The 16287-nt window shown below is 69.7% G+C and carries 20 protein-coding genes; 7 read left to right on the top strand and 13 right to left on the bottom strand.

Annotated elements, in window-relative coordinates; genetic code table 11:
- Nucleotides 1-315: 315 nt before the first annotated feature.
- The 8 genes from AB0J74_RS22490 to AB0J74_RS22455 form a co-directional block, all read right to left on the bottom strand.
- A complete protein-coding gene (locus tag AB0J74_RS22490) occupies nt 316-972 on the bottom strand; it encodes a methyltransferase domain-containing protein (protein WP_363450907.1) in 657 nt (218 codons plus the stop codon).
- A 55-nt stretch (nt 973-1027) separates the two neighbouring features.
- Nucleotides 1028-2044: an alpha/beta fold hydrolase gene (locus AB0J74_RS22485; protein WP_363450905.1), complete on the bottom strand. Its 1017-nt coding sequence runs from the start codon at nt 2042-2044 to the stop codon at nt 1028-1030.
- A 29-nt stretch (nt 2045-2073) separates the two neighbouring features.
- A complete protein-coding gene (gene pstB / locus AB0J74_RS22480) occupies nt 2074-2850 on the bottom strand; it encodes a phosphate ABC transporter ATP-binding protein PstB (RefSeq protein ID WP_363450902.1) in 777 nt (258 codons plus the stop codon).
- 18 nt (nt 2851-2868) lie between these two features.
- Nucleotides 2869-3942, bottom strand: coding sequence for a phosphate ABC transporter permease PstA (gene pstA / locus AB0J74_RS22475; protein WP_363450900.1), 1074 nt, complete (start codon nt 3940-3942; stop codon nt 2869-2871).
- Nucleotides 3943-4150: 208 nt separating this feature from the next.
- Nucleotides 4151-5149, bottom strand: coding sequence for a phosphate ABC transporter permease subunit PstC (gene pstC / locus AB0J74_RS22470; protein ID WP_363450898.1), 999 nt, complete (start codon nt 5147-5149; stop codon nt 4151-4153).
- Nucleotides 5150-5180: 31 nt separating this feature from the next.
- On the bottom strand, nt 5181-6284 hold the full coding sequence (gene pstS, locus AB0J74_RS22465) for a phosphate ABC transporter substrate-binding protein PstS (protein WP_363450896.1): 1104 nt from the start codon (nt 6282-6284) through the stop codon (nt 5181-5183).
- A 181-nt stretch (nt 6285-6465) separates the two neighbouring features.
- The gene (locus AB0J74_RS22460; RefSeq protein WP_363450894.1) at nt 6466-7218 is read right to left on the bottom strand and encodes a dienelactone hydrolase family protein; all 753 of its coding nucleotides are present in this window, start codon (nt 7216-7218) and stop codon (nt 6466-6468) included.
- A gap of 212 nt (nt 7219-7430) precedes the next feature.
- A complete protein-coding gene (locus AB0J74_RS22455; protein ID WP_363450890.1) occupies nt 7431-8153 on the bottom strand; it encodes an MBL fold metallo-hydrolase in 723 nt (240 codons plus the stop codon).
- Nucleotides 8154-8271: 118 nt separating this feature from the next.
- On the opposite strand from AB0J74_RS22455, the gene AB0J74_RS22450 reads away from it, so the two are divergent.
- Entirely contained in the window at nt 8272-8850 is a 579-nt protein-coding gene (locus tag AB0J74_RS22450; protein ID WP_363450888.1) for a WHG domain-containing protein, read from the top strand.
- A gap of 114 nt (nt 8851-8964) precedes the next feature.
- Nucleotides 8965-9381, top strand: a complete 417-nt coding sequence (locus AB0J74_RS22445; protein ID WP_363450886.1) for a hypothetical protein — start codon at nt 8965-8967, stop codon at nt 9379-9381.
- Here AB0J74_RS22445 and AB0J74_RS22440 read toward each other — a convergent pair.
- Nucleotides 9320-9940, bottom strand: coding sequence for a hypothetical protein (locus tag AB0J74_RS22440; RefSeq protein ID WP_363450884.1), 621 nt, complete (start codon nt 9938-9940; stop codon nt 9320-9322). The two genes, AB0J74_RS22445 and AB0J74_RS22440, sit on opposite strands and share 62 nt — an antisense overlap.
- 175 nt (nt 9941-10115) lie before the next feature.
- A complete protein-coding gene (locus AB0J74_RS22435; protein WP_363450882.1) occupies nt 10116-10871 on the bottom strand; it encodes an MBL fold metallo-hydrolase in 756 nt (251 codons plus the stop codon).
- 104 nt (nt 10872-10975) lie between these two features.
- Between AB0J74_RS22435 and AB0J74_RS22430 the strand changes: the two genes are divergently transcribed.
- Entirely contained in the window at nt 10976-11365 is a 390-nt protein-coding gene (locus AB0J74_RS22430) for a VOC family protein (protein WP_363450880.1), read from the top strand.
- Nucleotides 11362-11841: a hypothetical protein gene (locus tag AB0J74_RS22425; RefSeq protein ID WP_363450878.1), complete on the top strand. Its 480-nt coding sequence runs from the start codon at nt 11362-11364 to the stop codon at nt 11839-11841. The genes AB0J74_RS22430 and AB0J74_RS22425 overlap by 4 nt, the downstream gene beginning before the upstream one ends.
- On the opposite strand, the gene AB0J74_RS22420 is transcribed toward AB0J74_RS22425, so the two are convergent.
- The 3 genes from AB0J74_RS22420 to AB0J74_RS22410 form a co-directional block, all read right to left on the bottom strand.
- On the bottom strand, nt 11820-12257 hold the full coding sequence (locus AB0J74_RS22420) for a hypothetical protein (protein WP_363450876.1): 438 nt from the start codon (nt 12255-12257) through the stop codon (nt 11820-11822). The two genes, AB0J74_RS22425 and AB0J74_RS22420, sit on opposite strands and share 22 nt — an antisense overlap.
- A complete protein-coding gene (locus AB0J74_RS22415) occupies nt 12176-12475 on the bottom strand; it encodes a hypothetical protein (RefSeq protein WP_363450874.1) in 300 nt (99 codons plus the stop codon). The genes AB0J74_RS22420 and AB0J74_RS22415 overlap by 82 nt, the downstream gene beginning before the upstream one ends.
- Nucleotides 12476-12911: 436 nt before the next feature.
- Nucleotides 12912-13364 carry a hypothetical protein gene (locus tag AB0J74_RS22410; protein ID WP_363450872.1) on the bottom strand — a complete coding sequence of 151 codons (453 nt, stop codon included), beginning with the start codon at nt 13362-13364 and terminating at the stop codon, nt 12912-12914.
- A gap of 207 nt (nt 13365-13571) precedes the next feature.
- Here AB0J74_RS22410 and AB0J74_RS22405 point away from each other — a divergent pair, with 207 nt between their 5' ends.
- The 3 genes from AB0J74_RS22405 to AB0J74_RS22395 are packed head-to-tail and all read left to right on the top strand — an operon-like array spanning nt 13572 to nt 16178.
- On the top strand, nt 13572-14498 hold the full coding sequence (locus AB0J74_RS22405; protein ID WP_363450870.1) for a zinc ABC transporter substrate-binding protein: 927 nt from the start codon (nt 13572-13574) through the stop codon (nt 14496-14498).
- Entirely contained in the window at nt 14498-15292 is a 795-nt protein-coding gene (locus tag AB0J74_RS22400) for an ATP-binding cassette domain-containing protein (RefSeq protein ID WP_363450868.1), read from the top strand. The genes AB0J74_RS22405 and AB0J74_RS22400 overlap by 1 nt, the downstream gene beginning before the upstream one ends.
- Nucleotides 15285-16178 carry a metal ABC transporter permease gene (locus AB0J74_RS22395; protein WP_363450866.1) on the top strand — a complete coding sequence of 298 codons (894 nt, stop codon included), beginning with the start codon at nt 15285-15287 and terminating at the stop codon, nt 16176-16178. Before AB0J74_RS22400 ends, AB0J74_RS22395 begins: the two co-directional genes overlap by 8 nt.
- Nucleotides 16179-16287: the final 109 nt, after the last annotated feature.

The raw sequence follows: 16287 nt of genomic DNA, 5'->3' as shown, positions 1-16287 counted from the left end.
GCAGGCTCGCTAGCCAACACCGGCAGCCCGGCAGGCCGCAAGCTCGCTAGCCAACACCGGCAGCCCGGCAGGCCGCAAGCTCGCTAGCCAACTGGCCGGCGACCCGGCGTCGGCGGACCACATCGCGGCCCGGCTCGTCGACCGCCTCTCCCGCGGCACCGTCGAGCCGTCGGCACGCCAACGGCTGACCCAGGCCCTCGCGGACATCCCGGGAAGCACCGCCTCCGGTGCCCTCGCGGACCTCACCCACGACCAGGACCGGGCCGTCGCACTCACCGCGACCTACGTCCTCACTGTGCGAGGGACGGCGGGCCCTCAGGCGTAGGCGATGCCGGCGATCTGCGTGTTGAACGGAACGAACGGCGTGTGCAGCCGGAAGGGCTCGATGTCGACCCGGGCGAACCCGGCCGCCCGCAGCAGACCGGCCAGGTCCCGTTCGCACGAGCAGCCCTCGAACGTCCACGCCCACGGCCGCCGCAGCGCCCGCTGGAGGGTGCGCGTCGGCGTGCCGGCCCGGGCCGCGACATGCTCCACGAAGCGGAACGTGCCGCCGGGGCGCAGGATGCGCCGCACCTCGGCCAACACCTCGCCGGGATCGCGCACCGTGCAGAGCACGAGCGAGGAGATCACCGTGTCGACGCTCTGGCCGGCCAGCCCGGTGCGCTCGGCGACGCGCTCGCGAAGGTCGAGGTGCACACCACGCCGCTCGGCCGCGGCCCGCAGCCGCCGGTGCATGGGGACGTTGGGCTCGATCGCGACCAGCGTCGATCCCGGCCGCAGGTAGGGAACGTTGGCACCCACCCCCGCGCCCAGCTCGACCACGGTCGGCGGCAGGTCGGCGAGCACGCGGCGCTTGTGCGGCCGCAGGTGCCGCTCGATGAACGGCCCCATCAGGCCGAAGAACGCGGCGTTGAAGGGGCCGCGTGCGCCGTGCACCTCGAAGCGGGTCAGGGTCATCTCGTTGTCGCTCACGAGACCCACTCTGCGCGGACCGAGCCGGCGAATCAGGCGGGAAACTACCCCACTTTCAGAGCTGGTCGCGCCGCTCGCTGAACCACGCCGCGATCTGCGCGCGCGACCGGAACCCCAGCCGCAGCCGGATCCGCTCGACGTGCCCCTCGGCCGACCGCTCGTCGATGCCCATCCGCGCCGCGATCTCGCGGTTCGTGCGGCCCTCGCTCACCAACTGCGCCACCTCCCGCTGGCGGGCCGTCAACCCGTCGGCCCGCCGCCGCCCGACGGGCAACCCGAGGAACCGGCGCACCACGCGCACCAACGCGTCGCGGTCACCCGCGAACGGGAGGTGCGACCGGCCGGGCAGCAAAACCAACTCGGCGCCGGCGATGCCGGCCGCGAGGGCTTCGGCCTGCGCGACCGGTGCCGCGCGGTCGCCGGTGCGATGCACGACCAGCGTGGGCGCCCGCACCTGGGCCAGGAACTCGCTCACGTCGAGCGCGTAACTCAACGCCAGCAGCTCCCGCGCCGTCGCGGCGCTCGAGCACGCGCGTTGGTAGCGGGCCTGCTCGGCCCGCGTCGCCCGGTCGGCGTCCGGGGCGAAGATGTCGGTCAGCACGTCGGAGCCCAGGCCCCAGTGCGATTCGACCAGGCCGAGAACATGCTCGCGTACGCCCGGCGGGGAAAGCTCCTCGCCCCGCGTCCAGCCGCCGTAGAGCACCAGACGCCGCACCGTGTCGGGATGCGCCGCCGCCCACGCGACCGCGACCGGGGCGCCCATCGAGGTGCCCATCAGGTCGAACGGCTGATCCACCGTCGCGGCGATCGCGGCCAGCTGCTCGAGCTCGAACTCCAGCGAGGCCGGTCGGTCCACGGCCGGCGACAGCCCGCACCCGGCACGGTCGTAGCGCACGAGCCGGCAACCGGGCGCCAGGGTCTCGTAGAGGGCGCGCTCGGCCGGCAGCTCCCAGCCGAGTCGCAGATGCGTGAGCCAACCCATCACATAAACCAGGGGCCGACCGGCACCGACCGAGGCGTACGACACGGCGGTGCCATCGGCCAGCACCACCCAATCGAGCCGCTGCTTCACGCACCGATTCTCGCGCAGGCCGCCCCGGCTCAGCCGAAGCGGCCGGTGATGTAGTCCTCGGTCTTCTTCTCGCCCGGGCTGTTGAAGATCTTCTGCGTCCTGTCGTACTCGATCAGGCGCCCCGGGTCCCCGGTCTTCTCGATCGAGAAGAAGGCCGTGCGGTCGGAGACCCGCGCGGCCTGCTGCATGTTGTGCGTGACGATGATGATCGTGTAGCGGTCTTTCAGCTTGAACATCAGGTCTTCGATCGCGAGCGTCGAGATCGGGTCGAGGGCCGAGCAGGGTTCGTCCATCAAGACCACCTGGGGCTCGACCGCGATCGTGCGGGCGATGCACAGCCGCTGCTGCTGCCCGCCGGACAGGCCGGCGCCGGGCTTGTTGAGCCGGTCCTTGACCTCGTCCCAGAGGTTCGCCGAGCGCAACGCCTTCTCGGCCGCTTCCTGGAGGACCGACTTGCGGCGTATGCCGTTGAGCCTCAGTCCGGCCACGGCATTATCGAAGATCGACATGGTCGGGAACGGATTGGGACGCTGGAACACCATGCCGATCATTCGCCGTACGGCGGTGACGTCGACGTCTTTGTCGTAGATGTTCTCGTCGTCGATCGTCAGCCTGCCCTCGACCCGGGCGCCGGGGAGCACCTCGTGCAACCGGTTGATGGAGCGCAGGAACGTCGATTTGCCGCAGCCCGACGGGCCGATCACCGCCGTGACCGTCTTCGGGTCGACGGTCAGGTTGATGTTGTCGATCGCCTTGAACGAACCGTAGTAGGCGGTGACCCCGGTCGCTTCGACGCGTTTTGCCATCTTCAGTCTCCTGCCGGATCAACGGCGGATGCGGTTGCGCCCGGCCACGAGCTTGGCGGTAATGGTGAGGATGAGCACCAGGGCGACCAGAGTGAGCGCCGCGGTCCAGGCTCGTGCCGGTGAAAATCTGGAGGCGTCGCTGGCTTGCTGGAACACGAAAAGCGACAGCGACGACTGGTTGTTGTTGAACGGGTTGATATTCACGGCGGCGCTGCCGCCTGCCACCAAAAGTACCGGTGCGGTCTCCCCCGCGGCACGTGCGATCGCCAACATGACCCCGGTGACGATGCCCGGAAGGGCGGTCGGGATCACGACTTTCAAGATCGTTTTCCATTTTGGTACGCCGAGCGCGTACGACCCCTCCCGCAACGGCGCCGGCACCAGGCGCAGCATCTCCTCGGTCGACCGCACGATCGTCGGCAACATCAACACGCTGAGGGCGAGCGCCGCCGCGAATCCGGAAAACGACGGCTGCCCGTTGTTGTAGATCGGCGAAATAATCAACACCCAGAATGAGAGAATGAACAGCCCGGCGATGATCGACGGAATCCCGGTCATCACGTCGACGAAGAACCGGATGACGAAGGTGAACCGCCCCCGGCCGTACTCGACGATGTAGATCGCCGCCAGCACACCCAGCGGAATCGTGATCACCGCCGCGATCGCGACCTGTTCGAGCGTGCCGATGATCGCGTGAACGGCGCCGCCCTCGGGGTCGCGGGCCCCGATGTTGTTCAGCGACGTCGTGAAGAAGTTGACGTCGAGCCGCTCGGTGCCCTTGGAGATCAAGGTGTAGATCACCGAGATCAGCGGCACCAGCGCGAGCACGAACGCAAGCTGGATCAGCGTCCCCCAGACGGTGTTGCGGGCGGCCCGCCGCCCCTCGACCCGATTGACGGCGACGAAGGCCCCCGCGAGGTAGAGCACCAGCCCGATGACGATGGTGAGCACCCACCCGCCGATGCCGACGCCGTAGCAGAGCGCCGCCGCCACCCCGAACGCAACGACGGCAACGCCGACGAGCACGAACGGCGAAAGCCGGCGCACCCGCAACTGAGGATCCTGCCCCGGTCCACCCGCCGGCGCGGTCATGCGGTGTCCCCGGGTCGTTGGCGCCGGGACCGCCGCGGACCGACCGCTTCCCGCTCACCACGCCCGCTCACGCCATGACCTCGCGCCGCGCACACGAGCACGACCGGGCGTGTCGCTCGGGCATGCGGCCCTCCAAGGAGGACGAACATCCGCGGACCGCGTCGCCACCTCGGGTCGCGCCCCCCTGGGCCAGGCCGCGGACGTCGGGTCATGCCGCGGATTCCGTGAAGCCCCGGCGACGGTAGATGACCGCGCGCGCGATCACGTTGACCACCAGCGTGATGAGGAACAGGACCAGACCCGAGGCGATTAGCGCCCCGCGCCCGACGTCACCGGCCTCGCCGAACCCGTTGGCGATGTTCGCCGCGATCGAGTTGCCGCCGTTCTGGATGACGTTGACGGTGACCTCGTTGACGAAGCCCAACGTCAGCGCCAGCGCGATCGTCTCGCCCAGGGCCCGCCCCAGGCCGAGCATCACCGCGGCGATCACGCCCGCTCGGCCGTACGGCAGCACCGCCGTGCGGATCATCTCCCACCTGGTGGCCCCGAGCGACAGCGCCGCTTCCTCGTTGGTCGTGGGGGTCTGGGTGAAGACCTCGCGGGACAGCGCGGTGACGATCGGCAGCACCATGATGGCGAGCACCAACCCGCCCAGCATGAACGAGCGGCCGAACGGGCCGTCGCCGCCGAAGAACGGGAGCCAGCCGAAATACTTGTTGAGCCAGACCGAGAACGTCCGGACCGGCTCGATGAAGACGACGAAGCCCCACAGCCCGAAGACCACGCTCGGCACCGCAGCCAGCAGGTCGACGAGAAACCCGAACGCGGTCGCGATTCGCCGGTGTGCGTAGTGCGAAAGATATAGAGCGATTCCCAGCGCCACGGGTACGGCCACCAGCAGCGCGATCACCGACGTGACGAGGGTGCCCCAGGCGAGCGCGGCGATGCCGAACACGGGCGGCGTCTGGTTGGGGAACCAGTCTGTCTCGGTGATGAAGTTGGCGGTGTCGGCCTTGATGGCCGGGATGGCCTTGGCGATCAGAAAGACCGTGATCGCGACGATGATCACCAGGACCATCGTCCCGGCGAGCATGGTTATGGTGCCGAACACGCGTTCGGCACCGAAACCCTTGCGTCGTGGCAGCCATCCGCCGCCCGGACCGATGTCGCCGGATCCGGGGTCGGGTGGCACCGGCGCGTCGGCCATCCATTCGCTCCGTTGCCTGTGACCGAGCGGATCAGGCAATGTTGTTGACCGACGTCTGCACCCGCGACTGCACGTTGCCCGGCAGCGGCGCGTATCCCAGGCCGTTGAGCAGACCCTGCCCCTCGGAGCTGGCGGTGTAGCCCAGGAAGCCCTTGATCAATGCGGTCTTGCCCGACGGGCCGCCCTTGCTGCAGACGATCTCGTAGGTGACCAGAACGATCGGGTACGCGCCCTGGGCCGTCGTGGCGTAGTCGATGTTCAGTGTGACGTCGTTGCCGGTCCCGGTGATCTGGGCGCCCTCGACGGTCTTGCTGGCCGCCTCCGGGGTGAGCTCGGTGAACTGGCCGGCACCATTTTTGATCTTCGCCATGGTGAGCCCGGCGTTCTCGGCGAACGACAGCTCCATGTAACCGATCGAGCCGTCGGTCGACTTCACCGACTGCGCGACGCCGTCGGAGCCTTTCGAGCCGGTGCCGCCCGGCGCCTTCCACGCCTGACCCTGGCCGAAGGTCCAGTCCGATCCGGCGGCCGCGGTCAGGTAACCGCTGAAGTTGCCGGTCGTACCCGATTCGTCAGATCGGTGCACGGTCTGGATCGTGCTCGACGGCAGCGACGCGCCCGGGTTGTCGGCCTTGATGGCGTCGTCGTCCCATTTCGTGATGCCGCCGGCGAAGATCTTGGCAAGCGTGGCTGGCGACAGTTGGAGGTTGTCCACCCCCGACAGGTTGTAGGCGACCGCGATCGGGCCCACGACCATCGGGAGGTTGACCGCCGGGTTGCCTCCGCAACGCCCGTTGGCCTGCGGCTGTTGCGCCGAAGTCAACGCGGTGTCGGAGCCGGCGAAGTCGGCGGTGCCCGAGACGAACGCCTGGACACCGGCACCCGACCCGGTCGGCTCGTAGTTGATGGTCGAGCCGCTGCACTGCTGCTGGTAGTTCTTGCGCCACTCGTCCATGGCGTTCTTCTGCGCCGAGGAGCCCTGCGCGTTGAGCGTGCCGGTGGCGCAGTTGATCTTCCATGCCGGCCGACCCGCGACGGTCGCGGAGGAATCGGTGCCGTCGGTTCCGCACGCGCTCATCACTAGCGCGGCGGCCAGTGCCAGGCAGGCGATCGTGCCGTTCCGCTGCAGCTTCACCTGACGAGTTCCCTTCGAGTTGACTTCCCAGGAGGGAGAGGAGTCGCCTCCCCGGAGCCAGGACAGAGTCCAGCCACCAAACAGAGTTAAGACGATCACCGTCCGGTTCGAGGCTTTTCAAGCTAAATATGCGGTACGACGGAGAAATGCCGATATCCTGGACGGAGGCCGGTTCCCTGTCCTACAAGCCGCCGACCGCGAGGTGCCGCGCGACGAACTCCCGCCAGACGGCGACGGCCTCGGGTTCGGTCGTCGCGTGCGGACCGGCGTACCCGATGAGCCGTTTCTGTTCCGACCCGAACAGGTCGAACAGGTCGAGCTGGCCTTGCCGGGGAAAGATCTCGTCGTCCCACTGCAGGTGGAAGAGCACCGGTGCGGTGATCTGCCGGGCATCGCGGGCGACCCGCGCCGGCACGGCCATTCCCGGGTGCGTCAACGCCCTCTGCCGCAGACCGAACTTGCCCAGCACCGCGCACCGGACCCGCTCCCCCAGCGCCGCGGCGACGGGTAACCCGAACCGGGTGCCCATGGACAGACCGACGTAGCCGAGCCGGATTGGATCGGCGAGCCCCGCGGCCGCGACGGCATCGACGGTCGTGCACCAGTCGGCCGCCATCCGGTCGAGGACGACCTCGACACCCTGGTCGACGATCCGCGCCTGGTATCCCGCGGTCGAGATCGGCCGATCGCCGTGGAAGGGACCGTCGATGGCCACGGCCGCGAACCCGGCACGCGTGGTGAACCAGCGGGCGAGGTCGACGACGCGCGTGCTGCGCTTGTGCCCGCTGCCGCCGTGACCCAGCAGGACCAGCGGCGGCGGGACGGCAGCCGCGGCCGGCAACCAGAGCACGCCCGGCACACCGGCGACGCGAAACGACCGCTCCGCGACGCCGTCCGTCGTGCGGTGATCGAGCCAGATGACGGGGGCCGGCATGGATCCATCCAACAGCACCGACCGCGGCCCCGGGTGCCTCCGGCAGCCGCCTTGTCGTGGCGGGCTTCGGGGCCGGGATGACCGAGGCGCCACCTACGGCGTGCTGTGGGCGGCGCCCTATCGCGGCAGGCTTCCGGCCCGGGATGACCGAGGCGCTGCCTACGGCGTGCTGCGGACGGCCGCTTCGACCTGGCAGACCACCTCGGCGCCACCTACGGCGTGCTGCGGGCGGCCGCTTCGACCTGGCGGACCGCCTCGGCGACGCCGCCGTTCCAGGGCGTGCCGTGGCCGGGCAGCACCCAGGTCGCATTGATGCCGTCGAGCCGGCGGAGGGAGGCGATCGCCTCCTGCGGCTCGTCGGTGAACGGCGCCGGCTGCGGGCCCTGCTTGCCGGTCAACACGTGGCGGGTGGTGAGCCCGTCGCCGACGAAGACCGCGTCGGCGATCTCCGAGTAGACCGCGACGCTGCCCGGCGAGTGGCCCGGCAGGCCGATGATCCGCGGTGCGCCGGGCAGGTCGAGCACCTGTCCCTCGTGGATCTCGATGACGTCGGTCAGGTAGGTCGTGCGCAGGCCGCCGTGGGTGCTCGCGTACCAGAAGAAGCGGGTCACCGCGCCGATGTTGACCTTGCCCCAGCTGGGCTTGGTCTTGACCTCACCGCGGGCGCGGGCGGCGTCGGCGGCGTGCACGTAGATCGGGACGTGCTGCTCGCGCCGCAGCCGCTCGGCGAAACCGATGTGGTCGGTGTCGCCGTGGGTGAGGATGACGCCCCGGACGTCGCCCAGCGACTTGCCCATGGTGGCGAGCTCGGACACCAACTCCCCGTAGTGGCCGGCCAGACCGGCATCGATGAGGGTGACGCCCTCGTCGGTGTCGATCAGGTAGACCGCAACGATGTCGTTGCCGATGCGGTGCAGGTGCGGTCCGAGCTTCATGAGTTGCCCTCTCCACGGGAAGCTGTTGTCGTCTACGATAGCTACGTTACATAGCCATCATGGCTATTGGCAATAGCCATCGCGACGTGACCCGCGTCTCGATCGGATGGAGGATCGGATGCCGACGCCCGACCGCACGTCCCTCGCCCAGATCGTCGGGGCCGCCCGCGAGATCGTGGAGTCGGCCGGCATGGCCGGGCTGACGATGCAGGCCGTCGCCGAGCGGGTCGGGGTGCGGGCGCCCTCGCTCTACAAGCGAGTGCGCAGCCGCGGCGACCTGATCGGGCTGGTCGCCGAGGCCACCGTCACCGACCTGGGCGCCCGGCTCGACGCGATCATGACCGGCACCGATCCCCGCCGGGACCTGACCGAACTGGCCCGTGCGTTCCGGGCGTTCGCGCACGAGCACCCGGTCGGCTACCGGTTGATCTTCGACTGGGGTCCCGAGGCGGCCAGGCCCGACCAGGCCTCGTTCGCCCGCGCGGCCGCTCCCCTGCTCCGGATCGCCGCCGATCTGGCCGGCCCGGAACACGCCCTCGAGGCGGCCCGCACGATCACCGCCTGGGCCAACGGATTCCTCAGCATGGAGTTGGCCGGCGCCTTCAACCTGGGCGGCGACCTCGACCTGGCCTACGAGTACGGGATCGCGCGCCTGGCCGACGCGTTCATCGGGAGCCGGCCGGCCGCGATCGGCTGAGCGCGACCCGGCGCGTACCCCCGTCTGCCACCCCGTGACATGAACGTGCCTTCTTCCGTGAGAGCCGACCCGCGGCGACGCTGGTAGCCGTCCAACCTGACGGAAGAGGCACACATGTCGGCAATGCTGGTCGCGGGTCTGGGCCTGGCCATCGCCCGCCGGTTCGGCCGAGCCGGGCATCCGGTCGCGGGTGGCGGCGCGCTCCTGTTCGTCACCGGCCTCGGCGCCGTGGTGCCGCTACCCTTCATGGGCGCCAACGCGGTCGCCTGGGCCGCGCTGCGCACCTACGCTCTCACGGTCAACGCGGCCCTCGACGGGACCGGTGTCTACGCGGGAGCCCTGGTCATCGGCGGCCTCGTCGAGGGCGGCGACATCCACCGGCACGCCGTGTCGGTGGCCGGAGCAGCCGGACTGCCCACATTGGACCCGGCCGCGATCGCCGACGTCGCGTGGCACCTCGCGGGCGAACTCAGACGAGTTCCGGCACCCGCAGGTGTGCGAACGCGAGTTCGAACTCGGCCACCTCGATGATGTCCGACCCCATCCGTCCCGCCGCGTCGGCGCGCAACTGGTTCGCCCGCTCCCGGGTCTGTGCCAGCCCGTCGTCGCTGTCGAAGATCACGTTCCAGACACTCCGGCCGGAATCCCGGTTGAGCAGCAGGCTGGCGCTGCAGAACCCCGGGAAACCCTCGATCGCGGGCAGGGTGGACTTGAAGGTCTCGGTCACCTGGCCCGCGCGCGACGGGTCACCGCGCATGTAGGAGGCCCGCACGCGCGCGCCCGTGGGTGAGCGGTGGTCGCGGTGCATGATCGCGACTTCCCATTCCTCGTTGGTCAGGTCGCTCCCGTCGAAGGCAGACAGCAGCCGCGCCCGGATCGGCTCCACCGCCGGTCCGCTCGCGCGCATGCTCTCCTGGCTCTGCCACGACGAGGTCGCGACGCAGCGCCCGGTTCTCCGGTCCACCAACAGCGACAATCCGACACACCCGTCCAGGGCGAGCATCTCACCCATCAGGTCATCACTGACGAACGCGATACCACGGTCGAGCGACGGCGTTTCGGCGACAAAAGTGGAAGAACGCGCGTACATGGTTCCTCCCACACCAGATCGGGGTGGCACCCCTGCGCGGCACCACGCTTCATGTCCAGCCTCCTCCCGCCGGCACGGCCGGCGCAGGCGAACAACGCCGCTAGAGCCCGATGGCCCCGGATGACCGGACTCTGGACACGACGCATGAACGTACGCGCGACAGCCCCAGCGGTGATCAGCTGATCGGATGGACCCGGTCCAGGTAGCGCGTGGCCAGCGCGTGGAGGCGCGCCTCGTCGAAGGAGTGGCCGTGGCCCGGATGCACCACGGACACCGACAGGCGCGCGAGGCGTTCCATGGTGCGCCGGTAGTCGGGTATCGACGAGTCCGGCAGCGAGTCGATGGGGTCGTCGTCGTAGATGACGTCGCCGGAGAAGAGCACACCGGTGCGCTCCTCGAACAGGGCCATGCTGCCCGGTGTGTGGCCGGGCAGATGCATGACGGTGAGCACCCGGCCACCGAGGTCGATCCGCTCCTGGTCGGCGAGCACGCGGGTCAGCGGTGCCGGTTCGACGCGATAACCGCGCGGGTCGTACCCGGGGTGGGGCAGTTCGCGGATCAGCAGGTCCGGGACGGGCTCGCCGTCGTCCGGGATGCCGAGTTTCGCGTACAGCTCCGCGCCGTAGAGGCTCCCCGGCGGGCCCGCCGCCAGGGTGGCGGCCTCGGCGGGGTGCGCGGCCCGCTCGCGGAACTCGTGGGCCCCACCGGCGTGGTCGAGGTGGGAGTGGGTGAGCACCAGCAGCGGGTCGCGCTCGAAGAGGGCTGGAATCTCTTCCCGCAGGGCCACCACGCCCAACCCCGCGTCGACGACGATGTCACGGTCGGTGCCGCGCAGCCACCACAGGTTGGCCGACAGCAGGGGATGCACCCGCGGTTCCGAGATCCTGACCAGGTTGTCGCCGATGGGTGCTTGCCCGAACCAGTCCGCCATGCGGAACATCCTCATCGGCCGACGCTGTGAGCCGGCTGAGGGGTCCTGGCCAACGTTCGATACGGTGGGCGCCGCCGGTCCCCCGGGTTGAGAGCAGGTTGGTGATGGCGTGTCGGATCAGTGAGCTCGTGCTCAGTTGCCGCGACCCCGAGCTGCTCGCCCGCTTCTGGTGCGAGGTCCTGGACTTCGTCGTGCTCGACCGCGAATCCGACGGCTCGCTGGAGATCGGCCCGCGCGCGGGCTTCGGCGGCCCGCAGCCGACGATCATCCTCAGCCGCAGCGACGAGCCCGAGCCCGGCAAGTCCCGGCTGCACATCGACGTCAACGCCACCGACCGCGACCAGGACGCCGAACTCGAACGCCTGCTCGCGCTCGGCGCGCGCCCCGCCGACATCGGCCAGACCGGCGACGAGCCGTGGCACGTCCTGACCGACCCCGAAGGCAACGAGTTCTGCCTCCTCAAGGCCCGCCTCAAGCCCCTCGCAGCCGCATGATCGACGCCGACAGCTATCTGAAGGGCCTCGAGGCCCGGCTGGTCGCCGACGGGTGTGCGGTGACGCACGAGCCACTCGGGCTGATCGGCTATCGGACCCGGACGCGGGCCCTGGTGCGGGCGCACGTCTTCCTGGTCGCCGCGCGGGCCGGCGCCGTCGACCAGACCGTGCTGAGCGAGTTCGCCGCCGCGGCCGTCAATCTGGCCGTGGAGCGCAAGGGTCAGTGGCGCGGGTTCCAGTCCGCGGTGATCGTGCTGCCGGTCATGGTGGCCGAGAGCGCCGACCAGAACGCGGTGGCGATCACCCAGCGCCCGCACCGGCTCAACGCGGGCGGCTTCGCCGTCATGGCCCAGCCCGCCGTCGTCGACCTCGGCGCCGGCACGTCGCACATCGTCCGGAAGACCCGCTTCTGGGGGTACGCGTTCAACGCCCTCATCAAGAAGACCCTGGCCGACTATCTCCCCGACCCCGCCTGAGCGCGGATGGGCGCGAACACCGCGGCCCGTCTCGGCGCGACGCCCAGGATCCGCGCCGCGTCCATGAAGGACAGTGGCTTCGGCGTCAGCCAGCGCAGTCCACAGTACGACGCCATCACGTAGGTCCGGAACTCGCGGTCGTTGTCGAGCCGGCGCAGCGTCCGCAGCTTCATGGCCGTCATCAGCCGGCCGCGGCGGGTGAACGCCCGCAACGAGATGTCGCCCAGCTCGTGGATCGTCTCCGCCTGCGGCCGCCGCAGGAGTTCGTAGGGGCGCAGGGCGTGCGCGCTGAGGTCGTTGCGGCGGAGCGCCCGCCCGGCCACCACCGCCAGCGTCAGCGCGTCTTCGAGGGCCAGCGAGACGCCCTGGCTGGTGATGGGGTTGACGGTGAGCGCGACATCGCCGACCAGCGCCACTGGTCGTCGACCCAGCTGTCGGCCCGCATCCGGAACCCGGGCGCGACGGTCACCCGGTCGAAGGAGTCGACGCTCTCCAGCGAAGCGGCCAGGATCGGCGCCCGGCGCGCGTAGTCGTCGCGAAAGCGATCGATGCTGCCGACCTGTTCCCGGTAGCCGCGCTGGTCCCGGCAGGCGGTGAGCGCGAAGGCCACCAACTCGCGCCGGCGCGTCGGCACGACGCCCAGGTAGGAGCCGCGGCCGAAGAAGATGTGTCAAGGATGCCGGTGGCGATCGCACCGCCGAGGCTGACGAGGTAACCGGCGACCGCCACGCGCCACAGCACGGGCGGCGTGGCTGGTTGGCCGCGTCCTCCTGGTGGTCGACCAACTCGTTGTGGATGCAGGTGGCGGCTTCGACGAGGCAGATGCCGGCGGCGCTGACGACGAACCACCCCAGGTGCGACGGGCCGCTCTCGGGTGTGGACGCCAGGTAGGCGAACGTGAACGGGGTGACCCAGATGAACCAGTCTTGAGTACGGCGACCGCAGGGTGCCATGCGGACTCGGGCATGCAACCTCCGAACTTGAACACGTTCAAGTAGGCTGCACCGTAGCCCTCGACGCCGTGCAGAAACAGTCGACCGAGGCCGTTTCTCGGGTGGGGCGATCTGAGCTCAGTGCTCGTCGTAATGGCCCTCGTGCGCGGCGTGGCGGTGGTCTTCGTGGAGATAGTCGACGTGGCCGTCGTGCGCGACCGACGCGTGGCCACAGCCGTCGCCGTGGACGTGCGTGTGTGTCTCCGCCTCGACGTGGTCGCTGACGAGGCACTCGTCGTAGTGGTCGCCGTGCTTGGTGTGCGCGTGCCCGTCGTGCAGATAGTCGGTGTGCCCGTCGTGCTTCAGTCCGATGTGGCCGCAGTCCTGGCCGTGCTGGTGCAGGTGCGGCTCGGAGTCGGCGTGCGACACGGTGGCGCACTCGTCGTAGTGGCCGTCGTGCTGGTGGTGGCGGTGGCCGTCGTGCAGATAGTCGATGTGGCCGATGTGTTCGAACGCCTCGTGCCCGCAGTCGGTGCCGTGAATGTGTTCATGGGCCTCGACGTGCGTGTGGTGGTCGGTGTCGATCGACATGGCTCCACCCCCGAATCAGGTCGGTCCGCTACGACGCAATTATCCCAGTTCGCGATCCCGATGTCCCGGTGAATATGCGGACATCATGATACGACAACCATAATGAAAATCACTTTCAATTTGTCTTGTGCCGCGCCAGGCAACGTCGTTAGCGTGCCCTGGTGGTGAAATTCATTGTCAATAAGAATCCGAAAGGTGGCGACTCGCGTGCGTCATGAACGCGCAGGTCTCGTTGGTGCCGCGTTGTTGTCGATAGCGCTGCTCGCCTCGGCGTGCGGCCACGGCGCCGACGGCGCCGCCCCCGCCGCCGCGCGGGAGAGCGCCGCCGGCGGCGTCTCGGTGGTCGCGTCCACCAACGTCTACGGCGACATCGTCCGGCAGGTCGCCGGCGACAGGGCGACGGTCACGTCGATCATCAGCGACCCGGCGGCCGACCCGCACTCCTACGAGGCCAACACCCGCACCCAGCTCGACCTCTCCCGGGCCGACGTCGTGGTCGAGAACGGCGGCGGTTACGACGACTTCGTCGACACGATGCTCGAGGCGGCGGGCAGCGATGCCACGGTGCTCAACGCCGTCGACATCTCGGGCAGGAAAGCCACCGGCGGGGCCGAACTCAACGAACACGTCTGGTACGACCTCCCGACGGTGAGCACGCTGACCGACCGGATCGTCGGCGCGCTGTCAGCGGCGGATCCCGGCGACGCCGACACGTTCAGCACGAACGCGGCGGTCTTCAAGCAGAAGTTGCGGGACCTTGCGGACACCGCGGCGTCGATCAGGGCGGACAGCGGCGGCAACGCAGTGGCCGTCACCGAGCCTGTCCCCCTCTACCTGCTCGAGGCGTGCGGCCTGGTCAACAAGACGCCCGGCGCGTTCAGCGAGGCGATCGAGGAGGGCACCGACGTGCCGGCCGCCGTGCTCCACGAGACGCTCGGCCTCTTCACCGGCAAGCAGGTCAAGCTGCTGGCCTACAACGAGCAGACGGCCGGCCCCGAGACCGAGAAGGTGCTCCGGGCGGCCAGGGACAACCGGGTGGGCGTGGTCCCGGTGACCGAGACGCTGCCCGCGGGCAAGGACTACGTGACCTGGATGGGCGCGAACCTCGCCGCGATCAAGAGCGCGCTCGGCTGATGCCCGACCCGGTGCTGGAGTTCGTCGACGCCGGGCTGTCGTTCGGGCCGCGGCCACTCTGGTCGGGCCTGTCGTTGCGGGTCGCTCCCGGCGAGTTCGTCGCCGTGCTCGGTGCCAACGGCTCCGGCAAGACCAGCATGGTCCGGTCCGTGCTGGGCCTGCAGCGGTTGAGCGCCGGCAGCGTCCGGGTGGGCGGCCACCCGGCCCGCCGCGGCGCCGACGACATCGGCTACGTGCCGCAGCAGCGGCGCATCGAGCCGCTGACCCCGATGCGGGCCCGCGACATGGTCGGCCACGGTCTCGACGGGCATCGATGGGGCCTTGCCCGGCACGCCGACCGGGCCGCCCGGGTCGCCGCGGCGCTCGACGCGGCCGGGGCGGCCGAATTCGCGGACATGCCCGTCGGCCTGCTCTCCGGCGGCGAGCAGCAGCGGGTGCGGATCGCGCAGGCGCTGGTCGCCGAGCCCCGGCTGCTGCTGTGTGACGAGCCGCTGCTCTCGCTCGACCTGCGCAACCAGCGCGCGATCACGGCGCTGGTCGACCGGCAGCGCCGTGCGAAGGGAGCCGCCGTGGTCTTCGTGACCCACGAGGTCAACCCGGTGCTCCCCTACGTCGACCGGGTGCTCTACCTGGCCGGCGGGCGGTTCCGAATCGGCACGGTCGACGAGGTCTTCACCTCCGCCACGCTCTCCGACCTCTACGGCGCGCCGATCGAGGTGGTCACCGTTGGCGACCGGATCCTGGTCGCCGGCATCCCGGAGGCCAACCAGCACGAGGCCGGCGCCCGTGTCTGACCCCGGAATCTGGCGGCAGGTCGTCAACTTCGAGGACTATGGCCAACTGCTCGCCCTGGTGCACAACTCGCTCCTGGCCGGCGCCGTGCTCGGCCTGGTCGGCGGGTTGGTCAGCACCTTCGTGATGATGCGCGACATGCCGTTCGCGGTGCACAGCATCAGCGAACTCTCGTTCGCCGGTGCATCCGGCGCGCTGCTGATCGGTGCCAACGTGGTGGTGGGTTCGTTGACCGGCTCGGTCCTGGCGGCCCTGGTCGTGGGCCTGCTGGGCAGCCGGGCCCGCGATCGCAACTCGATCATCGGCGTGCTGATGCCGTTCGGCCTCGGCCTGGGCGTGCTGTTCCTGGCCCTCTACAAGGGACGTTCCGCCAACAGGTTCGGCCTGTTGACGGGTCAGATCGTCGCGGTCGACACGCCGCGGCTGTCCTGGCTGCTGGGCACCTCGGCGGTGGTGCTGCTCGGGCTGGCCGTCGTCTGGCGGCCGCTGGCGTTCGCCAGCACCGACCCGGAACTGGCTGCCGCGCGCGGCGTACCCGTGGCCGCTCTGTCCTCGGTCTTCATGGTCCTGCTGGGGCTGACGGTCGCGATGTCGGTGCAGATCGTCGGCGCGCTGCTGGTGCTGAGCGTGGTGTGCACGCCCGCGGCCGCGGCGATGCGGATCACCGCTTCCCCGCCGTTGGTCACCGCACTCAGCGTCGTGTTCGCCGTGGGTTCGGTCGTCGGCGGCATCCTGCTCTCGCTCGGCAGCAGCATCCCGATCAGCCCCTACGTCACCACGATCTCCTTCCTGATCTACCTGGGATGCCGGATCGCCGGCACGCGGCGGCGCTTTGTCCACAATGATGGCGATGGTGGCTATCAGCCAATAAGCAATGTGCACTCATGAATGTCACGAGAGCGTCACGACCAGTTAACTGGTAGTGACAGCCATCGTTTCGCGAGCGAAGGATGCGATCCAACGCGCCTGCGTCGCAGGCCGTTCTCCTTCGGAGGAA

Source organism: Asanoa sp. NPDC049573 (assembly GCF_040676615.1).
Classification (GTDB): domain Bacteria; phylum Actinomycetota; class Actinomycetes; order Mycobacteriales; family Micromonosporaceae; genus Asanoa.
The sequence above is the reverse complement of the archived record's forward strand: the minus strand, read 5'-3'. Positions and strand labels throughout refer to the sequence as shown.